The 18,141-nt window shown below is 54.4% G+C and carries 16 protein-coding genes; 10 read left to right on the top strand and 6 right to left on the bottom strand.

Annotated features, from left to right (window positions below):
• Positions 1-146: 146 nt before the first annotated feature.
• The 3 genes from EYB48_RS07975 to EYB48_RS07965 are packed head-to-tail and all read right to left on the bottom strand — an operon-like array spanning position 147 to position 3,641.
• Positions 147-1,658: a sensor histidine kinase gene (locus EYB48_RS07975; RefSeq protein ID WP_235934966.1), complete on the bottom strand. Its 1,512-nt coding sequence runs from the start codon at positions 1,656-1,658 to the stop codon at positions 147-149.
• On the bottom strand, positions 1,655-2,371 hold the full coding sequence (locus tag EYB48_RS07970) for a response regulator (RefSeq protein ID WP_202927720.1): 717 nt from the start codon (positions 2,369-2,371) through the stop codon (positions 1,655-1,657). The genes EYB48_RS07975 and EYB48_RS07970 overlap by 4 nt, the downstream gene beginning before the upstream one ends.
• Complete coding sequence (locus EYB48_RS07965; protein ID WP_202927719.1) at positions 2,346-3,641, bottom strand: ABC transporter substrate-binding protein; 1,296 nt, start codon at positions 3,639-3,641, stop codon at positions 2,346-2,348. Before EYB48_RS07965 ends, EYB48_RS07970 begins: the two co-directional genes overlap by 26 nt.
• Before the next feature lie 472 nt (positions 3,642-4,113).
• Here EYB48_RS07965 and EYB48_RS07960 point away from each other — a divergent pair, with 472 nt between their 5' ends.
• The 9 genes from EYB48_RS07960 to EYB48_RS07920 all read left to right on the top strand — a co-directional run bounded on the left by EYB48_RS07960 (position 4,114) and on the right by EYB48_RS07920 (position 14,400).
• Positions 4,114-5,370: a maltoporin gene (locus tag EYB48_RS07960; RefSeq protein WP_162019792.1), complete on the top strand. Its 1,257-nt coding sequence runs from the start codon at positions 4,114-4,116 to the stop codon at positions 5,368-5,370.
• A gap of 113 nt (positions 5,371-5,483) precedes the next feature.
• Positions 5,484-6,737, top strand: a complete 1,254-nt coding sequence (locus EYB48_RS07955; protein WP_162019791.1) for an ABC transporter substrate-binding protein — start codon at positions 5,484-5,486, stop codon at positions 6,735-6,737.
• Positions 6,738-6,907: 170 nt separating this feature from the next.
• Complete coding sequence (locus EYB48_RS07950) at positions 6,908-7,849, top strand: carbohydrate ABC transporter permease (RefSeq protein ID WP_162019790.1); 942 nt, start codon at positions 6,908-6,910, stop codon at positions 7,847-7,849.
• Positions 7,839-8,702: a carbohydrate ABC transporter permease gene (locus EYB48_RS07945; RefSeq protein ID WP_162019789.1), complete on the top strand. Its 864-nt coding sequence runs from the start codon at positions 7,839-7,841 to the stop codon at positions 8,700-8,702. Before EYB48_RS07950 ends, EYB48_RS07945 begins: the two co-directional genes overlap by 11 nt.
• 58 nt (positions 8,703-8,760) lie before the next feature.
• The gene (locus tag EYB48_RS07940) at positions 8,761-9,933 is read left to right on the top strand and encodes an ABC transporter ATP-binding protein (RefSeq protein WP_162019788.1); all 1,173 of its coding nucleotides are present in this window, start codon (positions 8,761-8,763) and stop codon (positions 9,931-9,933) included.
• 12 nt (positions 9,934-9,945) lie between these two features.
• The gene (locus tag EYB48_RS07935; protein WP_235934964.1) at positions 9,946-10,995 is read left to right on the top strand and encodes a glucokinase; all 1,050 of its coding nucleotides are present in this window, start codon (positions 9,946-9,948) and stop codon (positions 10,993-10,995) included.
• A gap of 278 nt (positions 10,996-11,273) precedes the next feature.
• A complete protein-coding gene (locus EYB48_RS07930) occupies positions 11,274-12,638 on the top strand; it encodes a pyridoxal-phosphate dependent enzyme (RefSeq protein WP_162019787.1) in 1,365 nt (454 codons plus the stop codon).
• Positions 12,639-12,664: 26 nt separating this feature from the next.
• Positions 12,665-13,825 (top strand): trans-sulfuration enzyme family protein, encoded by a 1,161-nt coding sequence (locus tag EYB48_RS07925; RefSeq protein ID WP_162019786.1) that lies wholly within the window; start codon positions 12,665-12,667, stop codon positions 13,823-13,825.
• A complete protein-coding gene (locus tag EYB48_RS07920; RefSeq protein ID WP_162019785.1) occupies positions 13,822-14,400 on the top strand; it encodes a class I SAM-dependent methyltransferase in 579 nt (192 codons plus the stop codon). The genes EYB48_RS07925 and EYB48_RS07920 overlap by 4 nt, the downstream gene beginning before the upstream one ends.
• Before the next feature lie 8 nt (positions 14,401-14,408).
• Here EYB48_RS07920 and EYB48_RS07915 read toward each other — a convergent pair whose 3' ends face one another.
• Both EYB48_RS07915 and EYB48_RS07910 read right to left on the bottom strand, forming a co-directional pair.
• Positions 14,409-15,350, bottom strand: coding sequence for a LysR substrate-binding domain-containing protein (locus tag EYB48_RS07915; protein WP_162019784.1), 942 nt, complete (start codon positions 15,348-15,350; stop codon positions 14,409-14,411).
• 2 nt (positions 15,351-15,352) lie between these two features.
• Positions 15,353-15,799, bottom strand: coding sequence for an Lrp/AsnC family transcriptional regulator (locus EYB48_RS07910; protein WP_162019783.1), 447 nt, complete (start codon positions 15,797-15,799; stop codon positions 15,353-15,355).
• 118 nt (positions 15,800-15,917) lie between these two features.
• Between EYB48_RS07910 and yedA the strand changes: the two genes are divergently transcribed.
• On the top strand, positions 15,918-16,790 hold the full coding sequence (gene yedA, locus EYB48_RS07905; RefSeq protein WP_162019782.1) for a drug/metabolite exporter YedA: 873 nt from the start codon (positions 15,918-15,920) through the stop codon (positions 16,788-16,790).
• A gap of 24 nt (positions 16,791-16,814) precedes the next feature.
• Here yedA and EYB48_RS07900 read toward each other — a convergent pair whose 3' ends face one another.
• Complete coding sequence (locus EYB48_RS07900) at positions 16,815-17,879, bottom strand: GGDEF domain-containing protein (protein ID WP_162019781.1); 1,065 nt, start codon at positions 17,877-17,879, stop codon at positions 16,815-16,817.
• Positions 17,880-18,141: the final 262 nt, after the last annotated feature.

Genomic DNA, 18,141 nt, shown 5'->3' with positions numbered 1-18,141 from the left:
CTTTGAAATCTGCTGTGACTACAGTGTAGGGCAGTGCTGCAAACAGCGAAAATACAGAATTTGAATAGGGCTATCATTTTTTTTGATAGCCCACCATGCATGCCAAAAATTTCAGCATAGCAGGCTGGCACCCGCGCCACGGCTGCTTATTCCTGCGCGCTATCCGGCAAGCCCTGCGCCGGTAATCGTATGCAGGCCAGCAAACCACCACCCGGCGCATTTTGCAGCAGCAGTTCACCGCCATGCGATTGCACGATATCGCGCGCAATGCCCAGCCCCAGCCCCATGCCGGATTGATTACTTTGTCGGCCATGTTCTAATCTGACATAGGGATCAAACAGGGTAGCCAGTGCCTGTTCCGGCACACCGGGGCCATGATCACGGATCGCAATCTCCACATAGGCAGCAGTCTGACTTACCGTGATACCGACCTGGCTGCCATAATGCAGCGCATTATTGAGCAGGTTGCTGATCGCACGTTTGAGTGCAAGCGGCTTAGCCACCACTTCTACACCGCTGGCTTCAAATGTAATCGCATGGCCGCCCAGCTTGACATCCCTGACCATGCGGCCGATCAATGCATCGAGCCGTATCGCGGTCGGGTTTTCATGGATATCACTGTCTTTCACGCATTGCAATGCGCCTTTGACCATCATATCGAGTTCATCCAGATCATCATGAAACTCACTGCGCGTCGCGTCGTCATCGAGTAATTCAGCACGTAATTTCAAACGCATAATCGGCGTGCGTAAATCATGCGAAATCGAGACGAATAAACGTTCGCGGTCTTCGATATAGCGTTGTATACGTTCACGCATCAGCGCGAAAGCGCGAGCGGTTTTCAGGAATTCCTTACTGCCGGTATCCGGCAGCGCAGGTACGCTGTCACCCTGACCAAACGCATCCGCCGCCGAGGACAAGGCTGCCAGCGGACGCGTGATCCAGCGTACCACCATCAGCGACAACACAAATACCGCCAACAAGGTCAGCACTTGCAACAAAACGCGGTCACCCGAAAACGGATCGCTGCCATTCAAAAAATAGGGATTCGGCATCAGGGTTGCCAGATACAGCCAGTTCCCTGTTTCCAGTTCCGCCTGTATCACCATAATCGGTGCGGGTTTAGGCCGGGTGACCAGGATATGCTCTACCCACTTATCCGGTACATCGCTGATCCCGCTACCATCCTGAGAAAAGCGTACATCCTGTGGCCAGGCGAAGCTGACCTGCAACTGGCGGATCGCAGGCAATTCCTGCTGTATCACTTTGCGTACCTGTTGCAGCGCCAGTGTCGATAATTCTTCATCGGCAAATGGCGCCATACTCACTGGCCCTTCAGTCAGATTGGCAAAAAAACGGGTGCCGCCCATTTCGCGAAATTGCTGTATCACCAAACCACGGTAATTGACCGGCAAACTCAGGAAATAACGCAGACTGCTGGCGGCGCTATGTCCCAGATGTTCGGCTGCAGTACGCACTTCAGTACGCGCTTCGCTGCGCATCTGCGCGGCCCAGATTGCATTCCCGGCGAACTGTACCAGCATCACACCAGCCAGCATCACCAGACTCAGCCGCCCCAACAGCGATTGCGGCATCCAGCGCGCCAGCCTGTGCTGACAGCGCACAGCGAAACTGTCCTGACTGCCATGATTATTCATGCGGCGCTGCCTGAGCTGACATCGGCTGAGAACACATAGCCTGCGCCGCGTACGGTTTTGATTAATTGCGGCTGTTTGCCATCATCATGCAAACGCAGGCGCAGACGGCTGATTTGCACATCAAGCGAGCGGTCCAATGGCCCGGCATCACGGCCGCGCGTTTCTTCACTCAGTACATTGCGGTCCAGAATATCGCCAGGATGCTCCACGAAATATTTGAGTAACTGGAAGTCCATACCCGTCAGCGCAATCAGCTCTCCGGCAGCATCCACTACCGAACGTTCCACCGTGTCCATGGTGAAGCCGGCAAAGCGGTAAAAGCGCGGTGCACCGGCGGTTTCCGAGCCGACCCGGCGGTGTATCGCCTTGATACGCGCCAGCAACTCGCGTGGGTTGTAGGGCTTGGCGATGTAATCATCCGCACCCAGCTCCAGCCCGACGATGCGATCGGTGTCATCAGAGCTGGCGGTCAGCATGATGATAGGAATATTCGATTTCTGGCGCACTGTTTTGCACAGTGCAAAGCCATCGGTATCGGGCAGCATCACATCCAGTATCACCAGCGATAACTCTTCGCTGTAACGCTGAAACTCAGTCAGAAACGACTCGCCGTTATGGGCCAGTTTGACTTCGTACTGATTTTTTTCCAGATAGGTTTTCAGCAAGCTGCGTGTTTTCTGGTCATCATCAACGATTAATATCTTGCGCATCATTTCCTGCTTTATTTTTCGGGAGTGCACGCACCATGGTTGCCATGCGTTTCTGTGCTTCTCCCACGGTCATCTGATCATCCATAAAGAAGCGATGGATTTCATTCATCATCGCATCTCTGGAAATTTCATCGGTCGCCATCCGGTGTGCAAAGCTGGGCACCTGCGCCGCAGTGCCGCTGGAAAACACTTTCCAGGCATTTCTGGCGCAGCTGTCCATCTTGCCGGTATCGGCATTCCTCAACACCGGTATCGAACCTTTCACTTGATTGTATTCCTGTTGCAGGGCCGGTGAGACCACCCATTGCGCCAGCTTTTCCTGAGCACTGCGCTTGCTGTTATCTTTGGCCAGCATGACCAGGGTATCCACATCATAGATATGGTAAGCAGCGGTACCCGGCACGGCCACACAGGAAAAACCGACATCGGTACTCTGACCCAATGCATTGAGTTCGCCCTTGACCCAGTCACCCATGATCAGCATGGCAGCTTGTCCATCCGCCAGCTGGCGGCTCAGGTCCATCCACAATTTATCAGGCACAGGATTTGGCATGGCTTTTTTCAACAGACGCAGACGTTTCAGCGCCTGCGCGAAGCGCGCATCCATGAAGGCTGACGGCTGTTTGCGCACGAATACATCCTGATAAAAAGCCGGATTGGAAACCGACAGCAACACGGTTTCGAACAGCGTGGCGACTTGCCAGATTTCGCTGCTTTGTGCGAGCGGCGTGATACCAGCCTGCTGCAATTTTGGGATGAGCTGATCGAATTCTTCCCAGCTGGCTGGCGGTTCCAGCTCCAGTTTGCTGAAGATTTTTTTGTTATAAAACAGGGTATTGATGCGGTGTACACCCAGCGGCGCCGCCACCACATGATTTTTTACCTGAATCAGATTCCAGACTTTGGGGAACAGGTTTTTTTCCCATTTACCGGACTGGGCCACGCTGTCGATATCGAGCAGCAAACCCAGCTCCGCCCATTCGGACACCAGCACGCCATTGAGCTGTGCGGCCTCCGGTGCATTGCCAGCCAGGATGCGGCTCTTAAGCACGATACTGGCACCGACGCCGGAGCCACTGGGCACCAGGCCATCGCGCCATTGCAGATTATCCTGCGCCAGCTTCGTGGTCAGGAGATTGACTGCCTGTTGCTCGCTGAGGGATTTCCACCAATGCAGAACCTGCACGGACTGCGCCTGTGCTGCCGTGCAGCTGACTGCCAGCAGACATGGCATGAACAGACGGCGCCAGCGGCTGGGCCTGAACTGCTGCATGCGTGTACCTTCCTCCGCGGGCAAGAAATTTTTTTGTTCTGTTTGCACCGTTCGGATCCTTCTTTGTCTCGGCACAGACTATAGCGCAAACCAGCCAGCTTACCGAGGTAAAAAAGCATAGGTCTTTGTAAAGAAGTGTGAGCCTGTCTTGCAAAGCATTGCTCAGGCGGGAGCAATGCTTTTCCCTGCGTAAGACGCTCATTCAGGCCGACTGCGTATGGCCGTATGCAGCTCGCTTTGTAAAGTTATGTAAGCATCCCAATTCGCCAGAAAATATATTTTTCATATAAATCAAATACTTAAGTCATCATCCCGGCTTACACCACAGTTGACTGGTATCACATTGACCGCGCTGTTAATGTCTGCCTGCCACAACAAAAACCAGCATGCAGTCCTCTCCATCCCTACGTTCCGCATGATGGTTTTTGTTGTAGCACCCCCAAAATATATAGATAAAAAAGACGGAGACAACATGAAAACCAGCAAACTGCGCGGTATGTCCGCGATGATCGCGCTCGCCCTGAGCGCAGGCATGGCACAGGCCAGCGAAGCAGAAGGTGAATTCCACGGCTATCTGCGCGCCGGTGTCGGCAGCAGTTCAGAAAAAGGCCCGCAAAGCTGCTTCGATCTCGGCGGCAATACCATGAAATACCGCCTCGGCAATGAATGCGACAGCTACTTTGAAGGCGGCTATACCAAAGAACTCGCGAAGTCCGCCAATGGTGTGAGCTTCGTCGGCACGGTCTGGCTGAGCGCGTATAAAAACGGCTCTGACTTCGGCAATGCCAAACCGGAAATCGCCAAAGCCTATATGGAAGCGAAAGGCCTGGATTTCCTGAATGGCGGTGTAGCCTGGCTTGGTAAGCGTTACTACTTCCGTCCTGACATCCACATGCTGGACCTGCAATACATCAATCTGAACGGTACCGGTGGCGGTTTCGATAAAATCGGTCTGGGCCCGGGCAAATTCAGTTATGCGATTTTCAAAGACAATGACAGCAATGTGTTTGATGCGAAAACCGGCAAGCAGCTGAGCAGCGATGCAGCACTGCGTCAAAACCTGACTTACGAAGGCTTGCCAGTGAATCAGGATGGCACACTCGATGCGGCATTATCGCTGATCAGTGCGCAAGGAACAGACCGCCACAATGGCTGGCAATTATCGGTATTCCACAAACAGGACAAAGTGTTCGGCGGCAGCAATACCGTCGGTATTCAGTATGGCGTAGGTCCAGGCACCGGTGTCGGTGGTCCTTGCTGCGACCGTATCGGCAGCTCAGGCAGCACCCTGCTGGGTTCGGATGTCACCCGCCTGCGTATCTTCAATGATCTGGTGATACAGCCTACCCGTCAGTTCAGCATGGAATTCGTGGCATTGATGCAGCGTGATAAATCGAATACCGGCGGCTCCTCGACCTGGACTACCTTGGGTGCGCGTCCGGTGTATGCCTTCACCCAAAATCTGAAACTGCAGGCCGAACTCGGCACCAGCCGTGTAACTCAGGCCAATGGCGGCGAGGCACTGCGCCTGACCAAACTCACCATTGCACCAACCATCACCATGGGTGAAAGCTACTGGTCACGTCCTGAACTGCGCGCCTTTGTCACTTATGGCAAATGGAATAATGCGGCGACGGCAGCGGTCAACGCCAGCAATAACTCCGGCCCGGTGTATGGCAATAACACCAGCGGCACCTCGGTTGGTATCCAACTGGAAACATGGTTCTGAGATAAAGACCCACAAAGCCACAATTCAGCTTCTGACTCTGGCGCCATTCATCCGGCGCCCCTTACACTACAAAGGCGCATCCAGCGAGGATGCCCACACTTGGAGAACTATCCATGAAACTTAAACAAATCGTACAAGCCACCCTGGCTGCTGCCAGTCTGCTGACTATCCCGTTATCCGGTATGGCCGCAGAAGTCGAAGTGCTGCATTACTGGACGTCCGGCAGTGAAGCCAAATCCGCTGCTGAATTGAAAAAACTGATGGAAGCCAAAGGCGTGAGCTGGAAAGACTTCGCTGTAGCCGGTGGCGGTGGTGAAAATGCGATGACCGCGCTCAAGGCACGCGTGATCGCTGGCAGTGCACCAACGGCTGCACAGATCAAAGGCCCGTCGATACAGGAATGGGGCAAAGAAGGTGTACTGGCCAATATCGACGTTGCTGCGACAGAGGGCAAATGGGATGCCAGCCTGCCGAAAGTGGTGTCGAACGTCATGAAGTACAAAGGCCATTATGTGGCAGTACCGGTCAACGTACATCGCGTCAACTGGTTGTGGGTGAATCCTGAGGTGCTGAAAAAAGCCGGTGCCACCGCACCGACTAATTTCGATGAATTCTTTGTCGCTGCCGACAAAATTAAAAAAGCCGGTCTGATCGCTATCGCGCATGGCGGCCAGCCATGGCAGGACGCCACCGTGTTTGAATCCGTGGTATTGGGCGTAGGTGGTGCTGCGTTTTATCAGAAAGCGTTAGTACAACTCGATCCTGCCAGCCTCAATAGTCCAAGCATGATTAAAGCCTTCGATACGCTGGCCAAGATCAAAACCTATATCGACAAAGATGCCGCTGGCCGCGACTGGAATCTGGCGACGGCCATGATCATCAATGGCAAGGCCGGTATGCAGTTCATGGGTGACTGGGCTAAAGGTGAATTCAGCGCGGCAGGCAAACAACCAGGCAAAGATTACCTGTGTCTGCCTGCACCGGGCACAGAAAAAGCCTTCACGTTCAATATTGATTCGCTGGCGATGTTTAATGTTAAAGGGGCGGATCAGCAAAAAGCCCAGCTGACACTGGCGAATGCGGTGATGAGTCCGGAATTTCAGGAAGTATTCAACCTGAACAAAGGTTCTATCCCGGCCCGTGCCGGTGTATCACGCGCCAAGTTTGACAGCTGTGCACTGAAATCCATGGATGACATGGATGCGACCAGCAAATCTGGCGGTCTGGTACCGAGCTTCGCACATGGTATGGCGATAGACTCAGCCAAAGCCGGTGCGATTCAAGACGTGGTGGCGCGCTTTATGAACTCCAGCATGACGTCTCAGGCTGCAGCATTGGCGCTGGTCAAGGCCGCAAAAGCTAAATAGGCCAAATAAGCCAAATAAGCAGGTCCCGCTGCTGCGCTGCACCAGGTACAAGATACAAGGCAGCAGCAACCATCAGTTCAGGTAGCGGCACATCGTCCGCGTTTGCCGTCGCAGGCAGATGCATTGCGCAGTTGCACACATGTGCCGCTACAGTCCCGGAGAATTTGAGTATGTCGGTCCGCCTTCCGTCTTCCCCTGTTTCATCCCCAGTCAGTCTGCCGCTCACGCGGCGGCTGGCACATCTGGGTGACCGCTGGTTACCCAGACTGGTGTTATCTCCTACCGTGTTTGCGTCGCTGCTGTTTGTGTATGGCTTTATCGCTTTCACGGCCTATCTGTCACTCACAGAATCCAGGCTGATGCCGAATTACAGCTTCGCCGGTCTGGAGCAATACAGCGCCCTGTTCGATCTCGATCGCTGGTGGGTATCGGCCGCCAATCTGGGTATTTTCGGTGGCTTGTTTATCCTGTTCTGCCTGATCACCGGCTTATTGCTGGCGGTTTTCCTGGATCAGAAAATCCGCTTCGAAGGCGCACTGCGCGCCATCTATCTGTATCCGATGGCGCTGTCTTTTATCGTGACCGGCGCAGCCTGGAAATGGATCTTGAATCCCGGACTTGGTCTGGAAAAAATGCTGCACGACTGGGGCTACACCCAGTTTTCTATGGACTGGCTGGTAGATTCCGATATGGCGATTTACACCGTGGTAATCGCCGGTGTGTGGCAATCATCAGGCTTTGTGATGGCCTTGTTTCTGGCTGGATTACGCGGTGTGGATGACAGCATCATCAAGGCGGCTATGGTCGATGGTGCCAGCCTGCCTACCATCTACCGCAAGATCGTGATACCGGCACTGCGTCCGGTGTTCTTCAGTGTCTTGCTGGTACTCAGCCATATTGCGATCAAGAGTTTCGATCTGGTGATGGCACTGACTGCGGGCGGTCCCGGCACTTCATCGGATGTGCCGGCGATTTTCATGTATCAGTTTTCTTTCACACGCGGACAACTCGGTCTGGGCGCGGCATCAGCCATGATGATGCTGATGACGGTACTGGCGGTACTGGTGCCGCTGATTTATCTGGAAACCAAGGAGGCTGGCCGTGCGCGCTGATTCCCAAGGCCGTATCGGCCGTCTGTTAATTTATCTGTTGCTGGTCCTGTGTGCCTTGTATTACCTGGCGCCACTGTATGTGATGCTGACCACTTCGGTCAAAACCCTGGACGAAATCCGGGCTGGCAATCTGCTCGACTTCCCGGCTCAGCTCAATCTGCAAGCCTGGCAAAAAGCCTGGAGTGGCGCCTGCACCGGCGTCAGCTGTGAGGGACTGGCACCGTATTTCTGGAACTCGGTCAAGATGGCGGTGCCTGCAGTGCTGATCTCCACCCTGATCGGTTCCGTCAATGGCTATGTACTCGCGCACTGGAAATTCCGTGGCTCGGAAATCGTGTTCACCGCACTGATGGTGGGCTGCTTCATCCCGTTTCAGGTCGTGATATTGCCGATGGCACGTCTGCTCGGACTGGCCGGTTTATCCAATACCACTGCGGGTCTGGTGCTGGTGCATATCGTGTATGGCGTCGCATTTACTACGCTGTTTTTCCGCAATTACTACGTGAGCGTACCGGATGAACTGGTGAAAGCGGCACGTATCGATGGCGCTGGTTTTTTCCGGATTTACCGCAGTGTGATCCTGCCTTTATCGCTGCCAATTTTCATGGTCTGCTTTATCTGGCAATTCACCCAGATCTGGAATGACTTTCTGTTCGGCGTGGTGTTTGGCGGCACCGATGCACAACCCGTCACGGTAGCGCTGAATAACCTGGTCAATACCTCGACCGGCGTGACGGAATACAACGTGAATATGGCGGCCGCCATCATTGCCGCACTGCCTACGCTGGGCTTATATCTGCTGGCTGGAAAATATTTTGTACGCGGCCTGACTGCCGGTGCAGTCAAAGGCTGAGCAAGCTGCCGTGATGCAAACTGAATAAACAAAGCAAGATCTGAAGGAGACTCAATTTATGGCAAGCTTATCTATCCGCGATGTACGCAAGGTGTACCCGAACGGTGCGGAGATTTTAAAAGGGATTAATCTCGATATCGAAGAGGGTCAGTTCCTGATCCTGGTCGGTGGTTCGGGCTGCGGCAAATCCACTTTACTGAATATGATCGCCGGTTTGGAAACCGTGTCCGAAGGCGGCATTTATATCGGTGATCGCTGCGTCAATGATGTGCCGCCCAAGTCGCGTGATATCGCGATGGTGTTTCAATCCTATGCCTTGTACCCGACCATGACAGTGCGTGAAAATATCTCTTTCGGTTTAGGCATACGCCGGGTCGCCGTCGCAGAACAAAAGAAAATCGTAGACAGAGTAGCTGAGACTTTGCAGATCACCCATTTGTTGGATCGCAAACCCGCGCATTTATCCGGCGGCCAGCGCCAGCGGGTCGCGATGGGACGTGCGATTGCGCGCAATCCCTCGCTGTTCCTGTTTGACGAGCCCTTATCCAATCTGGATGCTAAATTGCGCGTGGAAATGCGGGCTGAAATCAAACTCATGCATCAGCGTTTGAAAACCACCACCGTGTATGTCACGCATGATCAGGTGGAAGCCATGACCCTGGGTGACAAAATTGCGGTGATGCGCGATGGCGTAGTGCAGCAGTTTGGTAGTCCGCAGGATATTTATGACCGCCCTGCGAATATGTTTGTGGCTGGCTTTATCGGTTCACCTTCGATGAATTTTATCCGTGGCAAAGTGCAGCAGGAACAGCAGCAACTGCATTTTGTGCTTGAACATCAGGGTCGCTCCACGCTGTTACCGATACCGGCAGCGCAAGCAGCTGCAATCCAGCGTTTGTCCCCGGCCAATGGCGAAATCGTACTCGGCATCCGGCCCGAACATGTGACCGATGCCGCCAGCGCCAGACGGGCTGAACATAGCGCAACAAATAGTGCAACAAGTAGTGCAAATTGCAGTGATGCGCATCATCCTACCGAAGTCGACTGCATCGTCGATCTGACCGAGCCAACCGGTCCAGATACGCTGGTGTTTTCCAGCTTTAATGCTACCCGCCTGACCTGCCGCACCCATCCACGTGCGGCTGCCATGCCGGGTCAGCCTATGCGTCTGGCCTTTGATTTGTCCAAGGCCGTGTTCTTCGATCCGGTTTCGGAACAAAGTCTGAAATAAGCGGAGTATCCGATGTCAGCAATGATCGCTCATACTCAAGCTCATACCCAAGCTCATACCCAAACTCATACCGAAACCGGTACTCCGTCCTATCCCTTGTTGCTGGCTGATATCGGTGGCACCAATGCACGCTTTGCGATAGAAACTGCGCATGGCGAACTGCAGGCAGTCAAGGTACAGCCTTGTGCCGCCTATACCAGTCTGGAAGCCGCGCTGCACAGCTATTTGCAAGATGCTGCCAGTCTGGCAGCGGGAGCGCATCAGCTGCGTCATGCGGGGATCGCGATTGCCAATCCTGTGCATGGTGACCAAGTTCGCATGACTAATCATCACTGGGAATTTTCTATCAGCGCAACCCGTCATCAGTTCGGCTTGGAGCGGCTCGATGTGGTGAATGATTTCACCGCACTCGCGCTGTCTCTGCCGCATCTGCAAGCACATCAGTATTTTCAGGTTGGTGGTCATCAGGCTTTGGCAGGCAGCGCAATCGGGCTGCTGGGTGCAGGTACCGGACTCGGTGTGTCCGGCCTGATCCCTGCGGGCGAACGCTGGCTGCCGCTGCACAGTGAAGGCGGCCATGCGAGCTTTACGCCAGCCAATGCAAAAGAAGTCGCGATACTGGAGTTTGCCTGGCGCGAATTTCCGCATGTATCTGCCGAGCGCCTGTTATCCGGTCCTGGTCTGGTACTGATTTACCGTGCGCTGGCTGAATTGCAGCAGGCGACTGTCGCACCACTGGAAGCCCCCGACATTCTGCAACGCGGCTTGCAACGCGAATGTGGCATTTGCAGCGAGGTACTCTCCACCTTCTGTGAGATGCTGGGCACGATGGCTGCCAATCTGGCAGTGACGCTGGGTGCGCGTGCCGGCATTTATATCGGTGGTGGTATTGTGCCGCGGCTGGGTGACTATTTGCTGCAATCCGGTTTCCGCGCACGCTTTGAAGACAAGGGGCGCTTCCGCGATTATCTCGCTGCGATCCCGGTCTATGTCATCACCGAAGCCTATCCGGCCCTGATCGGGCTGTCTGCACTACACCGCCAACAGTCCGCACAGCGATAGTCTGCGCTGCCACTGAAAATGAATCACCCTGCCGGAAATGCCCATGCCTGCTGGCTTAGCGCAGATCCGGCAGCTTCACTGTCATGCCTGCAGCACAGGTGTTATCCCTGACCTTCCCAGTAAGCTACTGCAAGCCCGCATTTAAAGTACGTGGCTGGTTTTATACGTTTTCTGAACTTAGATGTGAGAATTAATTCCTTATCAGAGTCAACTTGTCACTGCTAAGATTTGCCGCTTTCCTGGCGCTGCAAGGCGCTTAACTTTTGAAGTGGTATGCAATGAAGTCAACTGATCCCGTTTTAGCTTTAATCGGTAATACACCTGTAGTGCGCTTACAAAATATCGATACCGGCCTCTGTGAGCTGTACGTCAAACTGGAAAGCCAGAATCCGGGTGGCTCGATCAAAGACAGGATAGCATTGACGATGATAGAAGCGGCTGAACGCAGCGGTCAGTTGCGTGCCGGCGGCACCATCATCGAAGCAACCGCTGGCAATACCGGCCTGGGTCTGGCGCTGGTAGCAGTGCGTAAGGGTTACCGCATCAAGCTGGTAGTGCCGGATAAAATGAGCACAGAAAAAATCCAGCAACTCAAGGCCATGGGTGCCGAAGTGATTTTGACGCGCTCCGATGTGAACAAGGGTCATCCTCTGTATTATCAGGATCTGGCACTGCGCATCGCGAGTGAAACCCCGGGTGCGTATTACATCGATCAGTTTAATAATCCTGCCAATCCACTTGCGCATACGCTCAGCACAGGACCAGAAATCTGGCAGCAAATGGATCAGCAACTGGACGCGATTGCTGTGGGCGTAGGCTCCAGCGGTACCTTGTCCGGCCTCAGCGCCTACTTTGCGGATACCGCACCACAGTTAGAGTTTGTACTGGCGGATCCACAGGGTTCTATCCTGGCAGATTATGTCGAGACCGGTCATTTTGGACAGGCTGGCAGCTGGCGTGTGGAAGGCATAGGCGAGGATTTTATTCCGCCGCTTGCGAATTTTGATATGGTCAACAAAGCCTATCGCATCAGCGATCAGGAAAGCCTGTTCACCGCACGTGCACTACTGGAAAAAGAAGGCATCCTGGCGGGTTCTTCCAGCGGCACACTGGTGGCTGCGGCGTTGCGCTATTGCCGTGCCCAGACCACACCGAAACGGGTGCTGACCTTTATCTGCGACAGCGGCAACAAATACTTATCCAAGCAATTCAATGATAACTGGCTGGTCGATCAGGGCCTGCTGCGTGAACCACCACGCGACAATTTATCCGATCTGATTACGCGTCCACATCACAAAGGCGCGACTGTATTCGCCAGACAGGAAGACAGTCTGGCCGATGCCTATCAAAAAATGCGTCGCCATGATGTGTCGCAGTTACCGGTCATCGAAGGCGAAGCGGCGCTGGCCGGACTGATTGATGAATGGGACATCTTAAACGCAGTCAGAGACAACAAAGAGAATTTCAAACTGCCGGTACGCAGCGTAATGAGCACCGATCTGGTCACCCTGGCACCACAGGACACGCTGGAACGCGTTATCGGTATTTTCGCCGACAACAAGGTGGCACCTGTGATCGAACAGGGTAACTTCCTCGGACTGATCACACAAACTGACGTCATCAACTACTGGCAGCAACACTAATGGTCTGACAAATAAGGACAACAGCTATGACCCATCCCGATACCTTAAGCGTACACGCTGGCTATCAACCCGATGCCACCGGCGCGGTGATGCCACCGATTTATCTGAGTTCGACCTATGCCCAGCAAGCGCCGGGCGAACACAGCGGTTTTGAATATGGCCGCAGTGGTAACCCCAGCCGTCAGGCACTGGAAAAAGCACTGGCTGAACTGGAAGGCGGCAGCGCAGGTTTTGCATTCGCATCCGGTCTGGGCGCGATGAGCACCGTATTGGAATTGCTGGAAGCGGGCAGTGAGATCGTCGCAGTCGACGATTTATACGGTGGCGCCTGGCGTTTATTTGAACAAGTCAAAGGCCGCAGCGCCGGTCTCAAGGTGCGCTATGTATCACCCGATGATCTGGAGGGACTGAAGGCTGCCATCACCCCGGCTACCCGTCTGGTATGGCTGGAAGTACCGACCAATCCGCTGCTGAAATTTCCGGATATCGCCGCGATTTCTGCCATCGCCAAAGAGGCCGGCGCACTGACGTTGGTGGATGCCACCTTTGTCACACCGTATTTGCTGCAACCCTTGAAATGGGGTGCGGATATCGTGCTGCATTCGCTGACCAAATATCTCAATGGTCACTCGGATGTGATAGGTGGTGCACTGATCGTGAAGGAGCAGGCACTGGCAGACAAATTGCGCTGGCTACAAAATGCAGTCGGTGCTGTGCTGTCACCATTTGACAGCTTCCTGGCATTGCGCGGTTTGCGCACGCTGGCGATCCGTATGCAAAGGCATAGCAGCAATGCACTAAGCCTGGCGCAATGGCTGGAAACGCAAGCTGGCATCCGCGCAGTGATTTACCCTGGCCTGCCATCCCATCCGCAATATGCGCTGGCGCAACGACTGTTACCGCAAGGTCAGAGCGGCGTGATTTCTATCCGTCTCGATACCGATGATGCGGGCTTGCGCCGTTTTGTACAGGCCTTAAAGATTTTTACACTGGCCGAAAGCCTGGGTGGCGTGGAAAGTCTGATTAATCATCCGTGGTCGATGACGCATGCTGCGATTCCGCAAGCGATACGGCTGGAAAAAGGCGTGACACCGGACTTGCTCAGGATATCCGTCGGTATTGAACATGCGGCCGATTTACAGGCCGATCTGGCGCAGGCACTGGCGACACTCACCGCCTCGGAATGAATACCACACTGAGTTTTTTGCGCGCCTTGCTGGCGGCACCAGCTGAAGTCGGCGCGCTGTGGCCATCTTCGCGTCATCTGGCGCAGTCCATGGCGCAGGCTGCCGCAGCCTGTGGCGCAAACGGGCGGGTGATTGAAGTCGGGGCTGGCAGCGGAGCGCTGACGCTTGCTCTGCTGACCCGCTTTGGCAGCGAACGCCTGCAAGTCGTCGAGTGTGCGCCGGAGCTGGTTCAGGTACTCAGAAAAAAATTCCCGCATCTGGATATACGACGCGAACGCATAGAACATTTTTTGCCGCAGGCCGCGCCAGATCCCGGCAGCAGCCTGTTGGTTTCATCCTTACCGTTTAAGTCTTTACCAGCAGCGCAGGCGCGCTTATTGAGCAGCACCTATATCCGCTTTGTACAGAATGGTGGCGCCGTCATCCAGTTCAGTTATGGACTGGCACCACCGTTTGCGCTGCACGGTGTCGATGGCTTGCAATGGCAGCGCGTGAGCCGGGTCTGGCGCAATCTGCCACCAGCCTGTGTCTGGCGTCTGCAGGCAACAATGACAGACGCCTTGTCACCAACTTAGGACCAGACTCAGTGCGGATTCGCAGGCAAACGGGTGCCTAGCCAGACTCCACTCTGGCACAGTTCACGACTCACTTCGATGACCAGTTTTTCAACCGCCATGGCAGCATTGGTGAGCGGGATATTTTTCGATGCACACAGGCTGACCGTGCGCGACAGTTGCGCATCACTGATAGCTAAGGCCTGCATTTCGCCACGCTGAATTTCCGCCAGCATCGGTGAAACCGGCAAGATGGTCGCGCCCATATCAGCCATCAGCGCTGACTTCAAAATCGCAATCGAAGTGATGTCGATCACCTGACTGATCTGCTGCCCATGTTCGCGCACCACCTGCTCTATCAGCGGACGCACACCATGCTGCAGGCTGGGCAAAATCAGCGGTACCTGCAATACCTGCGCCAGCTTGATACTCTTGCGGCGCGAGGCAAATTGCGAGCCGCTGCGCGTGATATACATCATCTCTTCATGCACCAGCGGGCGGCTGTGAAAGCCGTTGAGCTGCCCGTCATCGAACAATATCGCCAGATTCAGCCGTCCTGAACGCAACTGCTCAGTCAGATTGCCGGTCAATTCCTCGGTCAGTTGAAAATGGATGTCGGGATAAGTCTCACGTACCGCTTTGAGCAAAGGAAAAGCCAGCGCGCCGGACGCACTTTGCGGTATGCCGAGTGCCACCGTACCACGTGGCTTATCGGTTGATTGCGCCACCGCAGTTCTGGCGTCACTGACCTGTTTCAGGATAGCCTGAGCATGTTCGTAAAACAGCTTACCGGCATCGGTCGCCTGCATACCCTGTGCCGAGCGGTGCAGCAGGATGGCACCCAATTCTTCTTCCAGCGACTGGATTTGCTGCGTCAGCGCCGGCTGCACGATATGCAGCACGCGCGCCGCACGGGACAGCGAACCATGATCCACAATCGCGACAAAATAGCGTAACTGGCGCAGTTCCATGACTACTCCGCAGGTTTAATGGCGCGCCGTTCTATCGACGACGACAGGATCAGCGAAGTCGAGGTCACGCCGCCGCGTGCCAGCGCGGTGATCACACGCTCCAGCTCACGGACCGACGGTGCCACCACTTTGACGATCACACAATCCTCGCCGGTAATGGCATGACACTCCACCACTTCCGGCACCTGGGCCGCGATTTGCGGCACCGACACATCACTGGAACGGCTCGCAATGCGCACAAAGGCGGTGATGCCATAACCTAGAGCTTCAGGATTCACGCGCGCATGGTAGCCGGTGATGACCTGATCGGCTTCCATGCGGCGTATGCGTTCCGCCACCGCAGGCTGGCTCAGATGAATGCGGCGTCCGATTTCAGCCAGCGTGACACGCGCATCTTCCTGCAGAATCTCGAGAATTCTGGCATCCATCAGATCTAATTCTATTTTCATGGGAAAACCCGGATATTTCAGTCAATTTAAAAGAAATGTAGCTGATTTCCCTTAGAACATCCATTTAAAACCGTACCTGACCAGCATAAAATATCGTGAATAATTCAAGAAAGCCTGTATGCGTCATTTACCAAAATCTGTCCTGACTGCCCTGCTGACGGTCTACATCGTCTGGGGCTCTACCTATTTTGCGATTCAGGTCGCGCTGACTGCTTTTCCGCCATTCATGATGATAGGCACGCGCTTTCTGGTGGCGGGTGGTTTGCTGTATCTGTGGCAGTTATGGCGTAAAGCGCCGCAGCCCACGCTGCGTGAATGGCGCGATGGCGGCATCGTCGGCATACTGATGCTAGGTGGTGGCACAGGTCTGACCGCCTGTGCCCAGCAATATGTGTCGTCCGGCCTGACTGCAGTGTTTATTGCATGCTCGCCCATGATTTTGTCCGGTTTATCTGGCCTGTTCGGAGACTGGCCGCGGCGGCGTGAATGGCTGGGCATCGTGTGCGGTTTTCTGGGTGCGGTGTTGCTGGCCTCGGATCATGGTTTCGCGGCCCAGCCAGCAGGAATTTTCCTGTTACTGGGCGCGATACTGAGCTGGGATGTGGGCTCTGTCCTGTCGCAGAAAAAACTGAAGATGGCCAAGGGTGGCATGGGCTTCGCCAGTGAAATGCTGGTCGGTGGCGCTTTCCTGTTTATCGTCAGCCTGCTCAGTGGTGAAAAAATGACAGGGCCGCTGACGGTCCAAGCCTTCAGCGCCTGGGCTTATCTGGTGGTAGCCGGTTCGCTGATCGCGTTTACCGCGTATATGTATCTGTTGTCCAAAGTCCCGGCCGGACTGGCGGCCAGCTATGCCTATGTCAATCCTGTCATCGCAGTGGCGCTGGGGGTGGCATTCGGTGGCGAACATTTATCGGGTAAAGCCATGCTGGCAATGGCGATTATCCTGGGCAGTGTGGTGATGCTGACCACCGCGCGCCGTCCGGCTGAATAAGAAAGACCAGCGCAGACGCCGGATTCAAAAGAATTCGGCAATATCGTTGGCCTGTTCCTGATGTAAGTCACCGCTCGCAACCAGGCTGTCGTAAAAACAACTGCGGTTACGGCCATTCATTTTGGCATAGTACAGCGCCTGATCCGCACGCCCTACAATGGCGACCGCAGGTTCAAATAAGTCGATCCTGGCATAGCCTATGCTGACAGTGACGGTACCTACCTGTGGAAAGTGATGATTACCTACGGTCTCGCGGAAACGGTCAAAAATCTGGTCAGCATCCTGTTTCGTGACTGAGCGCAGCAAGATCACAAATTCCTCACCACCAAAGCGGAACAAGCGGTCATTCGGACGGAAAGAGTTACGCAACAGGTTGGCGATCAGTATCAATACCTCATCGCCATATAAGTGACCAAACTGATCATTCACACGCTTAAAGTGATCAATATCGAGCACTGCGAGCCAGTTGAATTTTTCCGCATCCTGTTCACGTCTTTCGGTTTCCGGCTTAGCCAGCAACTGTTGCGACTCAGGCGTGACTTCTAATGGCGTCATTTCCCTTAAATTGGTGCGTAAGACCTTGGAAAAACTGTCATCAAAAGTCTTGCGGTTAAGCAGTCCGGTCAGCGAATCCCGCTCGCTGTAATCCAGCAGATTCTGGAAATTCCGGTACACAATCAGCATGCCATTGACGACTTCCATGACCGGCTCTTCAGCCTGTTGAGGATGGCGGAGTTGCAGACAGGTGTGCAGTTTGTCGTTGATCCAGATCGGCAGCCACAACAAGTCTTGCCCATCCTGCGTGACCCGGATCACGCCCTGCTTCTGCTCCAATCCCTGCCATAAGTCGCTGATCTGCTCGGGAAGCAGATCGTCCGCATCTGTCACTTGCTCCAGCACGTCCGTGCCTTCGGCTGTGATGCGTATTTTAGGGCGCATCACAGTATGGCCACCCATACTCGCCACCTCAAACACAGTCGCCTGCTCTGCAGCCAGCAATTCACGCAGGGAGGAGGCAACGGAGATATTGAGCAGATCATGGTCACGGTGACCAGTGATTTCCACCAGATGCTTGATAAAAGAGTTCATGCTGACATTCCTGCAGTGCGTGCGGAAAACTTAGGCTAAAATTGTTAGGACCTACGCAAAATTGTCCCGGCAAGGCGAAACAGCCCTTTGGTGCTTTAGGAAACATCGCTGGTAAGCGATGTCCGTGTCGCCAGCAGGCAACATGTTGCCTGAAACCTTGGCTACACCATGGCGACGAAGGCAGTACGAGCTGTACGACAAGGAGCCATAACGCCGCTGGGGCGGTTTTGCGTAAGTCCTGATTGTTTTCATATTACATTTT

Source organism: Cognatundibacterium crateris (assembly GCF_010078235.1).
Lineage (GTDB): Bacteria > Pseudomonadota > Gammaproteobacteria > Burkholderiales > Burkholderiaceae_D > Undibacterium > Undibacterium crateris.
This window is presented reverse-complemented; position numbering and strand designations above follow the sequence as displayed.